The organism is [Borrelia] tanukii (assembly GCF_030439725.2).
GTDB classification, from domain to species: domain Bacteria; phylum Spirochaetota; class Spirochaetia; order Borreliales; family Borreliaceae; genus Borreliella; species Borreliella tanukii.
The window spans coordinates 257976-278042 of sequence record NZ_CP124034.1; the positions used below are offsets into that span (position 1 = coordinate 257976).

Below are 20067 nucleotides of genomic sequence, written 5' to 3' on the forward strand. Positions count from 1 at the left end.
CATGTATGGATTTTGAAAGCCTAAGCATTAAATATAAAGGAATTATATTCACAATATTTATATTAATTACTATTTTTTTAGGATTTTTTTTAAAAAATCTTAAATTCGATGCAAACATATTAAAACTTATCCCCAAGACTAAAGAAACTGAAAGCTTAATAGACATTGACAAAAGTAATTCACTTTTATCTACAATAGTAATATTTCAAGACAAAAAAAATATTTTCAATAAAAAAAATTTTGAAATAATAAACAGTGTAATCAATGAAATAACCAAAATTTTGAAAGTATCTCCAAATGCCGTTACAAGCATATTTTCTTATTTTCCACAATTTAAAAAAGAAACCTACACAGATAAAGACATGGAGGAAATAAAAAATAAAATAAAGTCAACTCCATTTGTAAAAAACACATTCTTAGGCAACTCAGAAAATTTAATATATTTCATAATAATCCCATCAGAAAGTGACAAAATCAACTTCAGTAGGAATTTAAAAACCGAACTTGATGAGATGGAAAAAACAATTAAAAAATATGAAACAAACGACCTAAAGTTGTATCTTACAGGAGATTTAATAGTAAGAGAAAAAATCTTAAACTACATGGTTGAAGACTTCAAGATCTTAGGGCCCCTTGCTACTCTTGTAGTAATAATTTCACTTTATCTTATTATAAAAAATCTAATTGGTGCATTAATTCCTATTTTTATTGCATTGTTGTCATTAATTTGGACTTTTGGAATTAAAGGACTTGTACAGTCCCCCATTACGGTGCCCGAAACCTCAATGATTGTTTTACTTATTTCAATCGGATGCGCTAATGCTGTACACATAATAAATGGAATATTTAAATTAATAAAAAAAGAACAACTCTCAACAGAATCAATAAAAACAACAATTAAAAAACTTAAAACACCTATTTTACTAACATCTCTTACAACTGCATTTGGATTTTTATCTCTTACAACCTCTTCAATTAATGCTTACAAAACAATGGGCATTTTCATGTCAATTGGAGTAATTATCTCAATGGCAATCTCATTAACCGTTTTACCTGGAATAATAACATTAATCCCATTTGCAAAAAAAAAGTCTCTTGAAAAACAAAAAGAAAATAAACTGCATAAAATATTTTTCCTTGAAAGACTTGCCAAGCTAAATACACAAATAACAAAGTCTATATTACAAAGAAAATATACATCCTCCATAATAGTTCTCATTATACTGGGAATTTCTATTGCGGGTCTTTTAAAGATCGAAATCAATTTTGATGAAAAAGACTACTTTAAAGAAACTACAAATGTAAAAAAAACATTAAATCTAATGCAAAAAGAAATGGGGGGAATATCGATTTTCAAAATAGAACTTGAAGGCAAACCCGGTGAATTTAAAAATGCTAAAGCAATGCAAACCCTAGATTTAATTACAGATAAGCTTGATGCATTTTCCGCAAAAACTCAATCCAGCTCTATTAACGGAATTTTAAAATTTACAAATTTTAAAATTAAAAAAGAATCGCCACTAGAGTATAAACTGCCTGAAAACAAAACCATACTAAACAAACTAATAAATTTAATAGATAGAAGCGATTGGACTAAAGACAATAAAAAAATGTATATTAATGATGATTGGTCATTAATATCTATTATAGTAAGAATTGAAGACAACTCAACCGAAGGAATAAAAAAATTTGAAAAATATGCTATTAAAACAATTAATGAACATATGGGAAATAATAAGTATCATTTTTCGGGAGTATATGATAAGGTGTTAATAGCTAAAACAATGGTAAGAGAGCAGATTATAAACATTATAACAACTCTTGGATCAATAACACTATTACTTATGTTTTTCTTTAAATCTATAAAAACCGGAATAATTATTGCAATCCCAGTAGCATGGTCAGTATTTTTAAACTTTGCTGTAATGAGATTATTTGGAATAACCTTAAACCCTGCAACAGCAACAATTGCATCTGTAAGCATGGGAGTCGGAGTGGATTATTCAATTCATTTTTTCAATACTTTCATTTTAAAATACCAAAAAACTCAAATCTATAAAACTGCGCTTCTTGAATCAATACCAAGCGTATTTAATGGAATATTTGCAAATTCTATTTCTGTTGGAATAGGATTTTTAACCCTAACATTTTCAGTCTATAAAATAATATCAACTCTTGGGGCAATAATTGCCTTTACAATGCTAACGACATCTCTTGCATCGTTAACTCTTCTTCCATTATTAATTCATTTATTTAAACCTAGAGTTAAATTAGCCTCCAAACAACAATTTTAAAAATTAAAACAATAATTTAATAACTTCACGCATATTGTCTACAAGATAAAAATTAATACCGTTCTTAATGTTAATAGGAATCTCTTCTAAGTCTACTCTATTTGCCCGGGGAATAATAATGTGCTCCACACCACTACGCTTTGCTGCAATTATTTTTTCCCTAAGGCCTCCTATCATCATTACATTCCCAGTAAGAGAAAGTTCCCCTGTCATAGCCAAATGGGGTCTAACAACCTTATTAAGAGCAAGAGAGATAAAAGCACTAGCTATTGTAATTCCTGCAGAAGGCCCATCTTTTGGGGTAGCTCCTTCTGGAATATGTAAATGAATAATATTTTTTTCAAAAAAAGATTTGCTAATGTTTAGATCTCCTTTAATGCTATTAACATAAGTATAGGCAATATTAGCAGATTCTTTCATAACATCCCCAAGCCTACCTGTCAATTTAATTCCGCCTACCTTGGACTCCGTCTTTACAGTCTCAATCATTAAAGTTGAGCCTCCATAATTTGTCCAAGCAAGACCCATTACCATCCCCGAATACATAGCATTGGGCATACTTTCCTTTCTAAAAACAGGTACACCAACATATTCTTCTAGATTATCATTAGAAATTTGATAAGATTTAACCTCAGTATTCTCAATAAGCTTTCTTGCGACCTTTCGTACAATTTTGTTTAAATATTTTTCAAAATTTCTCACTCCATTATCTCTTGCATACTCTTGTGCGATCTGAACAAGAGCTGAACTTTGAAATTTCAAAGAATCTTTATCAACTCCGTTTTCACTTAAAACCTTAGGAATTAAATACTTTCTTGCAATCTCTATTTTTTCGTTATCAACATATCCAGAAATTTCAATAATCTCCATTCTATTTAACAAAGGTCGTGGGATTGTTTCAATAGAATTAGCAGTTAAAATAAAAAATACATTCGAAATATCAAAAGGAAGGTCAAGATAATGGTCTCTAAATTTAACATTCTGTTCGGGATCTAAAACTTCAAGAAGAACTGAAAAAGGATCCCCATAATTTGAAGCAGAAATTTTATCCACCTCATCAATTAGAAAAACAGGAGAATTTGTCTTAGTAATTCTTAAGCCTTGAATAATTTTACCAGGCAAAGCACCAACATAAGTTCTTCTGTGCCCCTTAATCTCTGATTCATCACGCATTCCCCCAACAGAAAATCTAAAAAGCTTGGTGCGCAAAACCTTTGCAATAGCTGCCCCAATAGAAGTTTTCCCCACGCCAGGAGGTCCTACCAAAAGAACAATAGCCCCCTTTTGGGTCTTTCTTAATTTAAGAACAGAAATATATTCAATAATTCTATCTTTAACTTCTGTCATTCCATAATGAGTTTTATCTAAAATTTTTTTAGATTTTTGCAAATCCAACTTATCAAAATTAATTTTCAAATTTCTCCAAGGAAGCTCAGTAATAAGTTCAAGATAATTTCTAATAACAATATATTCAGCCGAGCTTGTCTCAAGAAGTGAAAATTTTTCCAATTCTTTTTCAACTACCTCTAAAGACTCTCCTTTCAAATCTAAAGCCTTTAGTTTAGTTTTAAGCTTTTCTAAATCGCTACTTTTTTTATCGCCTATACCAAGTTCAGCTTTAATAGCTTTAAGCTGTTCTTTTAAAAAAAACTCTTTTTGTTGTTTCTCTAATCTCTCTTGAATGCCCTTAGCAATTTTATTTTGAATTTCAATCAAATTAAGCTCTTCATAAATTAACTCTAAAACTTTTTTAAGCCTATCTTTTACATTTAAAGTTTCAAGAACTATTTGATGATCATTTTTCGAAGATGAAATAGTACTGGCCACAATATCACATAATTTTCCCTTATCTTCAATATTAACCATATTTAATTGAACTTCTGGCATTTTTCTATGTGAAAATATCTCTTTAGTTCTCAGCAAAATACTACTGTAAACTGCCTTTGATTGAATATCATCTTTTCTAACTGGAATTTGCTTTAAATAATCAATTTCGATTATGGGAAATTTATCATTAATAACAACTTTAACAAATTTAATCCTATCAAAAGTTGAAACGAATATATTATAACCACCATCTGGAAGATTAATTTTCTTTATTATCTTTCCAGTAACTCCAACAGAATAAATATCTTTACTATAATCAATAATTAATTTCTGTTGAGCGTTATTATTGTTTTTTTCTAAAAATTTATCATTTAAAACAAACAAAGCAATGATTCCATTGCCTTTCATAGCGTAATCGATTGCTTTCATATCAGAATCAGAGATTATAACAATCGGAATAAACATCCCGGGGAAAACTGGATGAGAAGGAACCGCTATTAAAGGTACTCTTGCGGGTTTATTAGAATGAGGCAAAATCCCAGCTACGGTTTTTTCTTTCTTTTTATCTCCTAACCTAGCTTTTTTAAATTCATCCATAAAATTTGAAATCTCCTAAGCTAATTATAACAAAACAAATATTTTATGGAAATTCATTTAATAATATTTTTTTTTATTATAGAATAATAAAATGAGAATTTGCACAGTTAAAATTATGATCATGAATTTGGATTATGGCAAAAATTACAATCCACCAAAGCTATACCATTCAATAATAAACACAATGAATGCTAATTAAAATTAATTAATCTATGGTGAAATTAATAAAGAAGAATCCTTAAAAATCGATTAAAAATAAATTTTAGAGAAGTAAATGAAAATTTGGAAACAAAAAGAAACTAATATACAACCCAAAGAATTATCTCGCATTGCTAAGCAATATAATATCAATCTTTTTGAAGCAACTTTGCTTACAAAGCGAGAAATAAAAGAAGAAGATTTCCTGTTTTTCCTTGAAGGCAGCGTAAATTTACTGCACAATCCATTTTTATTAAAAAATATAGATAAATTCATAAACAGAATTAATAAAGCAATTAAAGAAAATGAAAACATATTAATCTTTGGAGATAAAGATGCTGATGGAATCACGGCAACAATAATAATGTACGAAACTCTTAAAGATTTTGGACTTAACGTTAGTTATAAAATACCTTCAAATGGGGAATTTTATGGACTTTCAAACGAATTAATCAACATGGCTTTAGAAAAACAAATCTCTTTAATAATAACTGTTGATAACGGTATCTCTAGTATTGAAGAAATAAACTATGCAAATTCAAAAGGAATAGAAATAATAATCACAGACCACCATCTTCCAAGCGAAGATTTTCAAACTGAAAGCATAGTTATAAATCCTCATCTAAAAGATGATAAATATCCATTCAAAGAAATAGCGGGTTGTTGCGTAAGTTTTAAAACTTGTCTTGCTCTTAGTATGTCCTTTACAGATCTTTATTCTAAAAACCTTGTATTTTTATTTTTAGAAAAAACAAACAGCGAAATTATTCTTCATGCAATAGAAATAAACAACTATATTTTAAAACAATATCTAAGATTAAATAACAAGAATGACCCTTTAATTAACTTAAACAAACTAGAAAAATTTGTACAAAACAGATATATAGTAATCTTTAACAAAGAAGATCAAGGTCAATTATTAAACAAACACTTCAAAAGAAGCATAAATATGAGCACAATTGATATTAGTGAAAATTTTATAAAAAAATACCCAAATTTTAGAAAAAAAACATTACAAGACTTAATCCAAGCAACTAAGTATTTTAAATATAAAGAAGTTGAGATTAAAGACAAGCTTTACTACGTATTTTACAACATAATTTTTGAAACTAACAAAAATTTGCTCCAAAAATGTCTAAAAAGACTCAGCTTTGTTGCAATAGGAACAATAGCAGACAATATGCCTATTATTAATGAAAACAGAATAATCCTAAAAGCAGGACTTAAAGAAATTGCACTAAGAGAAAGGATGTCTATCAATTATCTATTAAAAGATGCAAACATATTAACAAAGCCCAATATAACCGCAACAGATATCGCATATAAAATTGCACCAATACTAAACTCAGCAGGAAGGCTCGAAAAAGCAGATATTGCAATAAATTTTTTACTAACTAGCGACATTAATCAAATAGAAAATAAATTTAAAGAAATAAAAGAAATCAACGAGCTGAGAAAATATGAAGAAGAAAAAGCTTGGAATTCACATAATAAAAATACTATTTTAAAAAACGATAAATTCATAGTCTGCTATGATAAAAATACACCAAAAGGAATAAGTTCTAGAATTGCAACTAGACTTTCTGCTTACTACCAAAAAGTTGCTATTTTTCTAACAAAGCAAGATAATATTATCAAAGGATCAATTAGGTCAAACAATAAAATTAATTCAAAAACACTAATATCAATAGTGCCTTCTCATTTAATAATAAATTCGGGAGGACATAAAGCTGCTGCTGGATTTACATTGCATGAGAATTTGCTTGAAGACTTTATTAAAGAATTAGAATATGCAACTACAAAAATTGACTATGAAACTACTAATGAAAACGAATCAATATCAATAGATGCTATTTTCCCAAAAGATTTAACAAAAGATTCTCTTTTTAAAACAATAGAAATATTTGAACCTTATGGATATGAATTTAGAGAGCCAATATTAATGATGGAAAATGTTTACCTTCAAGAACTCAAAATAATTGACAAAAATCACAGCTCAAAACATATAAATATGCGCATTAAATCACAAAACGATTACTATAAAGCTATTTTTTTTAACGGAACAAAAAAAATAGAAGAATTGAATATAAAAGAAGATCAATATTTAGACATCATTTTTACAGTTAATGAAGATTTTTACTGCCCTAGAGAAAAAATTTTGAAAATCATAGACATAAAAAAGAGTGCTCAAACCAATGTATAGAATACAAAAAACCTTACTTATATTTTGTATTCTAGGAATAGAGAATATAAATTCAGAAATAACAAATACTATTCCTAAAGTTCAATATAAAAAAGAAGCATTTCAAGGAGATTACATATACTTTGCAAGCAATGAAAACTTTAAAAAGTTATCACTTTTAAGCACAAATAAAAATCCAATCATAAGCTCTTCTCCATTCAAATTTACAGTAGGAAGTAAAATTTACTACATAGCATTTATGGGAATTACGCCAATGATAAAAGAAGGCAAAAGAAAAATTCAAATAGAATTCAAAAATAAAAGCTATATCAAAGAAATAGAAATAAAAAAATTTAACTTCAAAAAAACAAAAATTAGTTTTAATAAAGAAAAAGCCAAGCTTATTACGCAAAAAAAATCAACAAAACAAAAAGAACAAGCTTTGACTTTATGGAACATTATTGGCAATATTGGGGATACAACAATATACCACTACGATGCTTTAGTCAAACCAATAAAAGATCAATACGTTATAACAAGCCACTACGGAGATTTAAGGCTTTACATGCATGGTAGCAAAAAAATTTCAAATTATACAATGCACAATGGAATTGATTATGCACCATTTAAAAGAGAAAATACTCCAATTTTTGCTGCTGGCAAAGGAAAAGTTGTATTTGCACAAAATAGAGAACTAACGGGTAATACCCTTATAATACAGCATTTACCGGGCGTCTTTACAATTTACCTTCACCTCTCAAAATTGGGAATAAGTGAAAATAAAATAGTTAGTGCTGGCGAATATATAGGACATACTGGAAATACAGGCCTCTCAACAGGCCCTCATTTACACTTCGAAGTAAGAATTAATGGTATAGCAATAAACCCAGATTTCCTTTTAAATGGCATGCTTATTGACAAAAATAAAATAATAAATAATATTAAAAGAATAGAGTAAAAGGAGGTGATTTTTTGGTAACAGTCACTGTGGACAAAAATGAAAATCTTGAAAAAGCATTGAAACGTTTTAAAAGAATGATTGAAAAAGAAGCAATTATTCGCGAATGGAAAAGAAGAGAATACTATGAAAAACCATCCACAATCCGTGTTAAAAAGGAAAAAGCTTTTAAAAGAAAACAAGCAAAAAAAGTAAGAAAATTAAAACAAAAAACTAATAGGTAGAGATAACAAGAGATGTTCAAATGGATATCTCTTTATTTTAAATTAATACCTCTCTTGGTTTTGATCCATTAACAGGTCCTACATACCCCATATCTTCCATAATTTCAATAATTCGAGCTGCTCTATTGTAACCTATTTTCAACCTTCTTTGTAGATAAGATGCTGATGCTTTTCTTGTGGCTTTAACAATCTCAAGAGCTTCATCAAACATTGGCTCATCAGAAGGCCCAAGAGCAACTAAATCTGGCTCTTTTACACTATCAATAAATATCTCATCATCAATATAATTTGGAGAACCAAATTTTTTAACCTCTTCAACAAGTCTGTAAACTTCTCTTTCCTTTAAAAATCCACCTTGAATTCTTTGAGGAAAAGGATTTAAAGAACTAATATAAAGCATGTCCCCCTTTCCTAAAAGCTTTTCAGCACCAGAAGATCCAAGAATTATTCTAGAATCCATAGAGCTAGCTACCATAAAAGAAATCCTTGAAGGAAAATTAGCTTTTATTACCCCTGTAATAACGTCAACTGAGGGTCTTTGAGTCGCAAGAACCAAATGAATCCCCACAGCTCTAGCCATTGCAGCAAGTCTAGAAATTAAATTTTCCAAATCTTTCCTTGCAGAAAGAATAAGATCTGCAAATTCATCAATAATTATTACAAGATATGGTAAAACCATTAAATTCAAATTCTCATCTTTTACTTTTTTATTATAAGAAGAAATATCTCTTACCAATAAATTATCAAGAAGCACATACCTTCGCTCCATTTCATCAAGACACCATCTAAGAGCTTCTAAAGCTCTCTTTACATCTGTAATAACTGGAGTTAATAAATGAGGAATGTCATTGAAAAGTTTAAGCTCAACTATTTTGGGATCTATCATAATTAATTTCACTTCGTCTGGAGATTTTGAAAAAATAATTGAGGCAATTAAAGAGTTAACACAAACCGATTTACCTGCCCCAGTTGCACCAGCTATTAATAGATGTGGAGAATTAACAAGATCAAAAACAATATTTTCTCCACTAATTTCTTTTCCAAGAGCAAAAGGAATTCTAAAATCACCCCTGAATTCCTTGCTGTCTATTATCTCTGAAATTAAAATAAACTCACGTCTTTTATTAGGAATTTCAATTCCTACAGCTTCTCTGCCAGGAATCGGAGCAATAATTCTAACCCTAATAGCTGCAAGTCTTAAGGCAATATTATCAGAAATAGAAGTAATCTTAGAAAGCTTAATTCCCTTATCCGGACGAACAGCATACATTGTCACAACAGGCCCTTTAATAATATCTATTAATTTAGCATTAATATTAAACTCTTTTAATGTCTCCTGGAGAATCACTGATTGCTTTTGAATTTCTTTTTCATATTCAATATCCTCTACATCATTTTTAACCTCTTTCTGGTCAAAAACTGAAATATCAATAACGTAAGAATCATTTTTTTTATTCAAAACTACATTTTCATTATGAACATGTGGAATAGTAACTTGGCTAATTATGCCTTTAGTCCTTATTTCGCCAGCCTTAACCTTTCCGCTAATAATTAACTTATTATCTTCAAGATTGTCCAAATATTTATACTCACAAGACTCATCAATTTCATCTGTATTTAAAGCATTATCATTTGAAGTCTCCTTATCCGAAGAGCTTGCTTCTACGGAATCTGAGCCTTCAAAAACAGTTTTGGCTAAATTAACATTAGAAGGTTTTTTATTGTTTCTTAAAAAAGCACTAAATGACCATAAAGCTTGATATTCCTCATCATTAATAATATTATTTTTCTCATCAAAAACTTGAGAATCTTTTAGATCTTCTTCAAAATCTCCATAAACTTTTATATCTTTTTTTACATCCAATGAATTTGAAAAGGGGAAATAACTTAATATATTTTCAAACAAAATTTTGATCTTAAACTCTAAAAATTTAAAAGCATCTAAAATAAAATTAACATCCTTGAAAAGGACATAATTCAAGTAAATCCAAACAACAAATTCTAAAATCAAAAGAATAAAAATAAAAAGATTTCCCAATATTATGCCGAAATTAATAAGAAATATCTTAATAAGATAAGATTTTTCAACATTAGAATTAATTTTTATTAAAAAAATCAAAGTAAAAAACAATATTACCGTATAATTCCAATTAAATATAAATCGTTTAGTAAAAATATGTTTTTTGTAAGCGTACCAATTAACAAGTGGATAAATTATTAAATAAAATGACAAGAATGAAAAAACATTAAGCAGTATTTGTCCTATTAGATTGAAAACAAAAAATATAAACATATTGCTCAAAGGAGTCAATGCTACAAAAAGAGAAAAAGAAATAACCGAAAGCATAAAAAAAAACAAAAATTGAAAATACTGATAAAAATCTTTCATATTCTAAAAAAATAACAAACTGTAATTGAAAGTGCAAATAAATATATTGAGAAATAATATAGTTTTTTGCTATTAAGCATTTTAAAAAAGAAATTTATTGAAAAAATACCAACAACAAAAGCAACCAATGCTCCTAAGTTTATTTCAAAAAAATTCAAAACCATAAAAATATCATAAAATTCTTTATGCTTTAATAAAATTGCTCCAAAAACTATTGGGATTAAAGACAAAAATGAAATTTCAAATGCACTTTTTCTATTAAATCCAAGAGCCGTCGCAGAAAAAATTGTAATACCTGAACGAGAGATTCCTGGAAGCGCACCTAAGCCTTGCATCAGCCCCATAAAAATTCCTACTAACAAAATATTACCTTTAAAATTAATTTTAAAAAAATTAAATTCTAGCATCAAGATTAAAATCCCTGTTATAACAAAATTAATTAAAACAAAAGGCAATGTAAACATTCTCTCGTATTTTGAAATAAAAATTCCAACAACTCCGGTAACAATAGTTATTATTAATAATAGCAACATTAATTTCAAATTTGTTAAATCAGATTTATTAGTTTTTCTTAAAGAAAATCTAATAAAAGCTAAAATAAGCTCTAAAATCCTTTGGCGATAGTAAATAATAATCACTAAAACTGTTGCAAGGTGTAAATAAATATCAAATATTATTGGAAGCTTTAAATGCATAAAATGACTAAAAAGCAACAAATGTCCCGAACTAGATATTGGTAAAAACTCTGTAATACCTTGAACAATACCCAAAATAATTGCACTTAAAATATTTGTCATTAAATGCTCCAATATTAATTTTTGGGAAATTCGCCCATAATTTTAACTATTACCGAATCTATTCCCTTCTTTTCATACAAAGCGTCATAAAATACCGAATAAACTAATATTTTTTTAATATAATTTCTAGTCTGACTAAAAGGAATTGCCTCAATAAAAAGCTCTTTCGATAAATGTCCATAACTTTTTTCCCATTTTCTAACATTACCAATACCCCCATTGTAAGATGCAAGAGCCTTATAAAGACTACCGGTTGTTGATATTCTTTTTTTTAAATAATATGTCCCAATTATTATATTATCTTTTGGAGTCTTTAAATCATAATCAAAATATTTAAGTTCTTTAGAAATATCATTCGCTGTTGCCGGCATAATCTGCATAAGGCCAACAGCGCCAGGCTTTGAGACAGCATTTTTTTCAAAGCTGCTTTCCGCTTTTATTAAAGAAAATACAATACTGGTTTCAAGCCCACGCCTTTTAGCCCAATATTCTACTAAAGATCCATACAAATAAGGATAAAGCCTTTTATAGTCATTTTCCATTAAAGCAGATTCATCTTGATTTACAAGATAATTAATCACAAGAGTTGCATCGTAATAATTTTCACTCTTTAAAAGTTCATCGTATACTCTTCGATAAAAATCGAGTGAAAATTTATATCCATTCCTAAAATCCTCAGAAATAAACCCTCTAACATAATGACAAAGATTAAATTTTAAAAAACCCTCCAAAAAAATCTCATAATCAGATTGCTCATATTTAACATCAAGCCCATTTGTAAAAAATTCATCAATATTTTGATCTAATAAGTATCTGCTCATAAATGAAGAATATGACCATTTATCATAATTAACCGCAGAATGCAAAAGACTCTTATATTCTCCGCTTACACTAGGTTTAATTAATTTATGATAAATAAGTCTTGCATTAATAAAGGCAAGCTTAGACAAAATAGAATCAGAAATGACTTTTTGAGCATTAGAATAAAGTTTATAAAGATTGTCATAATCTTCAAGCTGAATTGATTCCAAAATATAATCTTCTAAGATCTTAATAAAAGTAGAATTTTTTTTATCGCTCTCAGTATAAAATTTGGCTATGCTTTCGGCAAAATAATCTCTTGCACTTTTAGTAAAAATTAAATTACTAAAAGCCGTATTAAGTAAAGTAAGCCTATTAATCTCATTATTAAGATTTACACCTTCAAGATACTCTTTTAAAATAAGAAGGCCTAAATTATTTTTTCTCCTAAGATTTAAAATACCCAAATAATAATTCTTATATTTGCTTTTTATTTTACTAAAAAATGTTAACGCATTTGAAATTTTGCCAGAACTAATAAAAGCCTTATAAACATCACTTAACACAATGTTATTGTCATAATAACCATTTAAACCATTTTTATTCAATATATTTATTGCACTATTAAAATTACCATTCGCCACTTCATACTTAAATCTAACAAGATTTAGAAAATTTGTGCCAAAGTACTTAGACTTATTTTCAATAATAAAGTAATCATAAGCTCTTACATGTAAATAATTTGCAGGTAAACTCTCAAAAAGTTTATTAAAATAAATTTTTGACTCACTTACATTAGAAAGATTAAGATAAAGAGCTGCTTTTAATAAAATATTTTCATTTTCCTGATAATCAGAAAATTTCATCTTATCAAGCCTATTTAAAAGACTAAGTGCTTTATCGTTTTTCTTTTGCCAATAAAGACTTTTGAAGTACCCTAGTATAATAAATTTATTATTTTCGTATTTTTTATAAAGCCTTTCCCCAATCAATTCAGAAGCAAAATAATCTTTTATTGAGTTAAAATATTCAATAAGTTTAATTCCAGCAAACTGAGATGAAATATTGTCCCCTTGAGCTATAGCCTTTTTCATATACTCTACAAATTTTTCTTCAAATCCTATTTTTTTAAACAAATAAGCAACATATATATAAGAACTTGGATCTATATTAAAATATTCATCAAATTTTTTTTTTGAATAATCAAAATTCCATAACCAATTTAAATTATTTAAATCAAACTCTTTTGAATGCGACTTAATAAAATCATTGCCTGAAATTTCTTTTTTAACAAAACAAGAAAATAAAGTCAAAAATAAAAAAAGAAAAAGAAAATTGTGCAATACATAAGAACTTTTGTTAAACATATTGATCTTTTCCATATCTCTCAATTTTCTTTTTATTACATTCAAAGCAATATGAGACAAAATCTCTAGGCTTTAAAATTTTTGAAAAAACTAAAAACAAAGAAAAAAATATCAAAAGAAAAAGAGAAATAAGGCTTAAATACAGCATAGGAGAATGAACTACTCCTTCACTTGAATTTAATTTAAAATTATTTTTAGCAACATCACTATCAAAATCTTCTCTAAGATCTAGTTCAACATCTTCATCTGAAGTATCTATTAAATCTTTGTCAATGTCTGCAATAATGTCTTCAACGCTTAAATCATGCAAATTTTCTTCTTCCTCTGAAGAGAGTTCTTCTAATTTTTGAAACTCAAAATTATTAAAATTCAAAGGATCCTCATTAATATACTCAGCTTTTTTATTTTCTAAATTAAACTCTTTAGAATCAACATAACTATCATCATTATCATTATCATCGTCATTATCATCAAAATCTTCAAAATCTGAATCATTTGACTCGATTTTTTGATCTTCTTCGGTTTTTAGATCTAAAGAATTAATAGTAGGCATACTTAAATCAGAAACATCTTTTTTAACAAAATCATCTTTCTCTTCAAAATTTAAATCAAATTCAGAACCCAAATTTTCAACAGACAAATCATTACCAATACCACTTTTAAAATCATCTAAAAGACTATTATCATTAGATCCTTTAACGGTTTGATTAAAATCTACAAGACTTAAATCAAATTTCGATTTATCTTGAATTCCATCAGATTCACTATAAACATAAAGTATTTCATCCATAACTTTAAAATAAACATTGACACTCAAGCTTTCCTGTTTTAAATTATCCAAGAAAAAAGAACCAACTAAAAAAGGATCCGAAAAATCTTCATATTCACTGACATAAAAATTCAACTTAATACTAGTATCACCTGCAATCTTGCCCAATACTACTCTCTTAACAGAACTATCATCTAAATTCAAAACCGAATAATATTCATTATTAGATAATTTTATCGCTAAAAACCCTTTCAAAAATTACAACCTCTTTGCTTTATTTTATTGAAACCAAACTTATATAATAATTATAGTTATCATTATTATTATAACTATAATATAATATAAATAATGTGATGTTCAACTTACAAATTACTTTTATTTTAAGTAAATAACTTTTATTAAAGGTAGCTATGATTATGCAAATTAATGAGATATTTTGAATTTAGGAGCAATACGAGTGTTATCGCTATTTATAGTAATCTCTTCATTGATAGTATTTATTTTAGTATTTTTATTTTTTAAAATAGCATTAAAACTTACAATAGGAAAAACTAGAGGAAAAATAAAAAAAGATGATGAGAGAACGCGAAAATTAATCGAAAGAGCAATTTCTCTATTAAAAACAAATCCAAATGAAATAGGTGCTCTTGAAATTTTAAATAATTATTACTACAAAAATAAAGACTACGAAAATGGTATAAAATATGCAAAAAAATTATGCCAATTAATAGAAGACAACCCAATAAGCCAAGAAATAAACACATTTAAAGCCTTTTTAAGCTATGGATTTTATAACCTTAAAAGAAATTTTAACAGGGAAGCCTTAGAATTTTTAAAAAAAGCTTATTTGATAAAAAAATCAGATGAAGATGCAAATTATTATCTTGGTATAGCATTCTTAAAAAACGAAATGTATAAAGAAGCTCTATACTATCTTACAAAAGTCTACAAGTTTAATAAAAATAATCAAGACATCCTAAAACACATAGGAATAGCTTTATTTAATCTGGAAAGCTATAGAAAAGCTGCTGGAATATTTAATAATATAAAAAAACACATACAAGGCGACATTGACGCTCTTTTGGCGTATGCTAAGTCTTTGTCAAAAATGAATCAAGATTATCTGGCACTAGAGATTGCTAACAAAATAAAACAAAAAGATGGAATGATTTATGAGGCTTTATTAATTACATCTGAAATTCATTCAAAAAATAAAGAATTAGAAAAATTAGAACAAAATATTAAAGAAATAATAAAAGTAAAACCTGACTTGCCTAAAAAAGTTTTCCTTGAATTATTTTATAATCTTGGAGAACTCCAAATCTCTGTTGAAAATTACCAAAAAGCTACAGAAGCTTTTAGCAAAGTTGAAGATATTGATCCAAATTACAAAAAAATTAAAGAAAAATTAGAATTTAGCAAAAGATTAAACGAAAACATAGCACTAAGAATATATTTGCGCAGCTCAAAAGAAAATTTTGGGAAAATAGCAAATGAAATTATTTTAAAACTATATTTAAATAAATTCCAAGTAAGAGATTCTAAAATAAACGAAATAACATCACAATTTATTGACATGAACTTTCACTTAGCTAACAATCAGTGGGAAGAAAATTTAATAGTACGCTTTGTAAGAACTGAACAAGATACTTTTGGTGAATTATTTTTAAAAGATTTCATTTCAAAAATAAAAGAAAATAAAATAAAGGGGCTCTGTATTGCTCCATCAAAATTTTCTTTAAAAGCTAAACAAATGATTGAAGGAAGGCTTATTGATTTAGTAGAAGGCAAAAAACTAACTCAAATACTTAAAAAAATCAACATATCCAAATACACATGAAAAATACTACCTTAAATATTTCATAGGATTTTCAGTTTTACCATTTTTGAAAATGGTAAAATGTAAGTGGTTGCCTGTGCTATAACCAGTACTTCCCATATAGCCTATTACTGTTCCCCTTGAAACTTTTTTCCCAACTTTAACAGCAAAAGAATTTAAATGCGCATATAAAGTTTGAAATCCGCTACTATGAGAAATAACAATATATTTACCATATCCTCCCGCATTAAATCCCACAGTTACAACAATACCCTCTCTTGAGGCTTTAATGGGAGTATTAGCTAAATTTGCAATATCTATCCCATTGTGGAAGCTAATAACCCCTGTAAACGGATCTGGTCGATAACCATATCCCGAAGTAATAACGCCTTGTACAGGATAAATAAAAGTCTCTCCTAATACCTCTTTTAAAAAATCTTTAGGTAATCTTCCTCCCGGAATAAACAATTTTTGCCCTAAAAATAAAACTTCATTATCAAGATTATTAGAATCTAAAATATCCACCTTGGGAACATTGTAAGCACTAGCTATAGATGAAATAGAATCATTTTTTTTAACAACATAAACAATTCCTTTCATATTGGGAACTTTAATAACTGAATTTGGCTTAATATTTCTCACATCTTTAATTTCATTAAAAGAAATCAAAGTTTCACTAGTTATCTGATATCTAGCTGCAACATGAGAAAGCGTCTCTCCAGGCTTAATTTTATGATCAAACACCTTTAATACAAAATTTTTTTTAAATCCAGGAGCATTTGAAGAAACATTAGATTCAAGCAAATAACTACTAATTTGCGCTATATCTTGATCACTATAATATAAAAATGTATCAATAAAATAATCTTTGGGAAAAGTAAGTCTATTTAAAAAAATATACGAACCGTAGTAAGAAAAAATATTAATATAAAATATTAATATAAAAATAAAGATTATTGAATTAAGCTTAAAAACAAGCTTATAATCAAATTTTAAGCTAAGCATGTCAAAAAATTTCTCTTTAAAGTTCTTATAATGATATTTATATTCATAATGATTAATATTTTGTATTTTAAAATTATAGAAAAATAAAGAAACTTTTTTAAGAAAATTTATTTTTTTTTTAAAAAAGTTTCTAAATTTAAAAACTTTTTTTCTTCTTTTGCCAATATTCCTAATATTGGCAAAATCTTTTAATTCAAAATTAATATTCTTTTTATTATTGAATAAAAATTTTTTTTTACGTTTTTCTACCCTTTGCTTCTTTTTTGGTATAATCATAACATGCTATTCCATTATACAATGGAAAATTGCATTTTAATGAAAGCATTGTTTAAAAGTTATGAGAATATTTAAAGCTCACAAATATGAACTAGCATCAATTTTAGCTGCTTCCTTATTTTTAATAACCTTAATAAAGTTGTTTTTATCATTTTACATAGTAAAAGGCGAATCAATGACCCCAACAATATTTGAAAAAAATTGGATTGTAAATCACAAATTTGCATATGGACTTAGACTTAAAAATCATCAAAAATACCTTTTATTATGGAAAAACCCACAAAAAAATGAAATGGTACTTATTAAAGATCCTATAACAAACAAAATTGCCATAAAAAAAATCTTTGCAATTCCAGGAGAAAAATTTAAACAAATAGAAAAAAATAAAATATGCATACATGAATTAAATTTTAAAATAGATGAAAATATTTTAAAAAAAAATACTAAAAAAATTCCTGATAATCACTATTTAGTCATAGGAGAAAATAAACAGACTTCATTAGACTCAAGAGATTACGGATTTGTAAAAATTGATAACATATTGGGAAAAATAATTTATTACTTTTAAAAAATCTTATCCCTTTTAAGTCTTTAATCAATAATACATGTAAAAGTATTTGAAAGACTTTCTTTTGCTACATTGTCAGATGAACTTGTAATTTTTATTTCAATAAAATTAGAAGAATTTGTCGCCAAGTCTTTAGCATTAACACTCAAAATACCACTTTCATTTAAAGTAAAAAGTACCTCTATTTTAGGAATTCCTTTTAAAGCTTTTTGAATGTTGCCAAAAGAAAACCTACCTATAGAATAATTCAAAGAAGCTTTTTTATATTCACCTTGAAGTATATGAATCTCAATTTCATCTTGATAATCATTGGTGGTCGTAAATAGCTTACTCCTAGAAATTGGTAAAGCAGTATTTCTCTCTATTAAAGTAAAAAATTCATTACCCCTTATCTCAAGCCCAAGAGAATAAGGAGTCACATCTTTAAACTTAATAACAGAGTCATTTCTAGAAAGGCTAAAGGCATGAATACCTGCACCAATAGCTACAACTTCATCTTGATTTAAAGCGTCTAAAATCGAAACAGAAGGAAAAGATTCTTTTAAAACTTTTTCAATCAAGGGGATCCTTGTTGAACCACCAGAAAGTATGATTTTCGAAACACTACTAATATCAACCCCAGAATCAGTAATACATTCCATAGATAATTGAATAGTTTTGTCAATATATTCACTTATCATTGAATTAAATTCATTCCTTTTAAGCTTATAATTTAAATGCTTGCCATCAAGGAAAAGTAAAGTGATATCAACTTCTTCCATAACAGATAAATTTTTTTTACCCTCTTCAATTCGTTCTCTCAGCTGTTCAAGAAGCACAACATCTTCTAAATTAAAATCAGGGTATTCATTTTTAAAACTATCTAAAACATGCTTTTCGATGATTTTATTAAAATCATTACCTCCAAGTCGGCTTTGTCCTTTAACCGAAAGAACAGTATAAGTATCACCTTGTTTTTCCATAAGAGTTACATCAAAAGTTCCACCCCCAAGATCGTAAATAAGAAAAATTCCATCAATCTGTCTTTCAAAAGCATAAGCAATAGCAGCCGCAGTTGGTTCATTAAGTATGGCCTTACAATTCAAACCAGCAAAATTTGCAGCCTCAACAACACCTCTCCTTTGAATCTCTGAAAAATATGCAGGAACTGTTATTACAGCATTTTCAATCTCTTCCTCTAAAAATTTTTCAGCATTCTTTTTGACACTAGAAAGCAAATGTGCTGAAAGATATTCTGCTCTATAAAATTCGCCATCTACTTTATAAAAAGTATTAGAACCCATATTGGTCTTAAAATCATAGAATGTTTTTTGAGGATTAACTAATATTTGATTTTTAGCAGAACTTCCAACAAGAACATCCTTATCTGAGAAAGAAACAATAGAAGGAGTCATTCGCTCACCCCTTTCATTTAATATTATCTTGGAACTAACATCAAAATACGATGCTACAGTATTTGTGGTTCCAAGATCAATACCTATCCATTTTTTCATGAATACCTCCCCTATGTATTGAAACAATTAGCTCAACCTCGCCTAGATCTAACTTGAACTTTTTAGCAATAGCTTCAAAAGACATGCCTTGTTCATGGAGTAAAATAATCTGATTGCGAACATTATAACTTTCTTTTATTATATTTTTTTCAATAGTAGGTATAGAATAATCCAAATTGCTTTTATAAATTCCATCGCTCTTAGATCCAAAACTAGAAGAACTATTCCCAGGAATAGAACTATTGTTAAAACCCAACAATCTTTGATCAAGAATTTCAATTCTCTCATCAACCTCTTTAATGATTCTATTTAAACTTTCAATTTTTATTTCAATAATATTTATATTTCTATCCGTAGCTTGATTGATTTCAATAATTGTTTTATCTACCTCGCTTTTGAACTTTTTAAGTATGCTATTAGATTTTATTTTCAAATTAACATACACATGAAAATATATAAAAATAAATATAATTAAAATAAAATAAAAAACAACAAACATATAA

The 20067-nt window shown here is 27.4% G+C and carries 14 protein-coding genes; 6 read left to right on the forward strand and 8 right to left on the reverse strand.

The window, feature by feature from the left end; all coding sequences use genetic code 11:
- Positions 1 to 5: 5 nt before the first annotated feature.
- Positions 6 to 2294 carry an efflux RND transporter permease subunit gene (locus QIA27_RS01765; protein ID WP_301403507.1) on the forward strand — a complete coding sequence of 763 codons (2289 nt, stop codon included), beginning with the start codon at positions 6 to 8 and terminating at the stop codon, positions 2292 to 2294.
- Between the two features lie 3 nt (positions 2295 to 2297).
- Here QIA27_RS01765 and lon read toward each other — a convergent pair whose 3' ends face one another.
- Positions 2298 to 4718, reverse strand: a complete 2421-nt coding sequence (gene lon / locus QIA27_RS01770) for an endopeptidase La (protein ID WP_301403508.1) — start codon at positions 4716 to 4718, stop codon at positions 2298 to 2300.
- A 274-nt stretch (positions 4719 to 4992) separates the two neighbouring features.
- Here lon and recJ point away from each other — a divergent pair, with 274 nt between their 5' ends.
- Genes recJ through rpsU form a run of 3 tightly spaced genes read left to right on the forward strand, consistent with a single transcriptional unit; the run spans position 4993 to position 8280 of the window.
- On the forward strand, positions 4993 to 7119 hold the full coding sequence (gene recJ / locus QIA27_RS01775) for a single-stranded-DNA-specific exonuclease RecJ (RefSeq protein ID WP_301386301.1): 2127 nt from the start codon (positions 4993 to 4995) through the stop codon (positions 7117 to 7119).
- A complete protein-coding gene (locus QIA27_RS01780; RefSeq protein ID WP_301403509.1) occupies positions 7112 to 8056 on the forward strand; it encodes a M23 family metallopeptidase in 945 nt (314 codons plus the stop codon). Before recJ ends, QIA27_RS01780 begins: the two co-directional genes overlap by 8 nt.
- Positions 8057 to 8070: 14 nt before the next feature.
- Positions 8071 to 8280, forward strand: coding sequence for a 30S ribosomal protein S21 (gene rpsU / locus QIA27_RS01785; RefSeq protein WP_002656880.1), 210 nt, complete (start codon positions 8071 to 8073; stop codon positions 8278 to 8280).
- Positions 8281 to 8317: 37 nt separating this feature from the next.
- On the opposite strand, the gene QIA27_RS01790 is transcribed toward rpsU, so the two are convergent.
- The 4 genes from QIA27_RS01790 to QIA27_RS01805 are packed head-to-tail and all read right to left on the reverse strand — an operon-like array spanning position 8318 to position 14658.
- Positions 8318 to 10669 (reverse strand): DNA translocase FtsK, encoded by a 2352-nt coding sequence (locus QIA27_RS01790; RefSeq protein ID WP_301403510.1) that lies wholly within the window; start codon positions 10667 to 10669, stop codon positions 8318 to 8320.
- On the reverse strand, positions 10666 to 11466 hold the full coding sequence (locus QIA27_RS01795; protein ID WP_301353557.1) for an undecaprenyl-diphosphate phosphatase: 801 nt from the start codon (positions 11464 to 11466) through the stop codon (positions 10666 to 10668). The genes QIA27_RS01790 and QIA27_RS01795 overlap by 4 nt, the downstream gene beginning before the upstream one ends.
- A gap of 14 nt (positions 11467 to 11480) precedes the next feature.
- Complete coding sequence (locus tag QIA27_RS01800) at positions 11481 to 13634, reverse strand: flagellar assembly lytic transglycosylase (protein WP_301354315.1); 2154 nt, start codon at positions 13632 to 13634, stop codon at positions 11481 to 11483.
- Entirely contained in the window at positions 13627 to 14658 is a 1032-nt protein-coding gene (locus QIA27_RS01805; protein WP_301403511.1) for a hypothetical protein, read from the reverse strand. Before QIA27_RS01805 ends, QIA27_RS01800 begins: the two co-directional genes overlap by 8 nt.
- A 202-nt stretch (positions 14659 to 14860) precedes the next feature.
- Here QIA27_RS01805 and QIA27_RS01810 point away from each other — a divergent pair, with 202 nt between their 5' ends.
- Complete coding sequence (locus tag QIA27_RS01810; RefSeq protein ID WP_301353560.1) at positions 14861 to 16243, forward strand: tetratricopeptide repeat protein; 1383 nt, start codon at positions 14861 to 14863, stop codon at positions 16241 to 16243.
- A gap of 6 nt (positions 16244 to 16249) precedes the next feature.
- Here the strand turns inward: QIA27_RS01810 and QIA27_RS01815 are convergent, their stop codons facing one another.
- Entirely contained in the window at positions 16250 to 17503 is a 1254-nt protein-coding gene (locus QIA27_RS01815) for a M23 family metallopeptidase (protein ID WP_301403512.1), read from the reverse strand.
- 61 nt (positions 17504 to 17564) lie between these two features.
- Here QIA27_RS01815 and lepB point away from each other — a divergent pair, with 61 nt between their 5' ends.
- The gene (lepB, locus tag QIA27_RS01820) at positions 17565 to 18071 is read left to right on the forward strand and encodes a signal peptidase I (protein ID WP_301386306.1); all 507 of its coding nucleotides are present in this window, start codon (positions 17565 to 17567) and stop codon (positions 18069 to 18071) included.
- Positions 18072 to 18094: 23 nt separating this feature from the next.
- Here lepB and QIA27_RS01825 read toward each other — a convergent pair whose 3' ends face one another.
- Positions 18095 to 19564 (reverse strand): Hsp70 family protein, encoded by a 1470-nt coding sequence (locus tag QIA27_RS01825; RefSeq protein WP_301386307.1) that lies wholly within the window; start codon positions 19562 to 19564, stop codon positions 18095 to 18097.
- Entirely contained in the window at positions 19542 to 20063 is a 522-nt protein-coding gene (locus QIA27_RS01830) for a hypothetical protein (RefSeq protein WP_301353566.1), read from the reverse strand. The genes QIA27_RS01825 and QIA27_RS01830 overlap by 23 nt, the downstream gene beginning before the upstream one ends.
- Between the last annotated feature and the right edge of the window lie 4 nt (positions 20064 to 20067).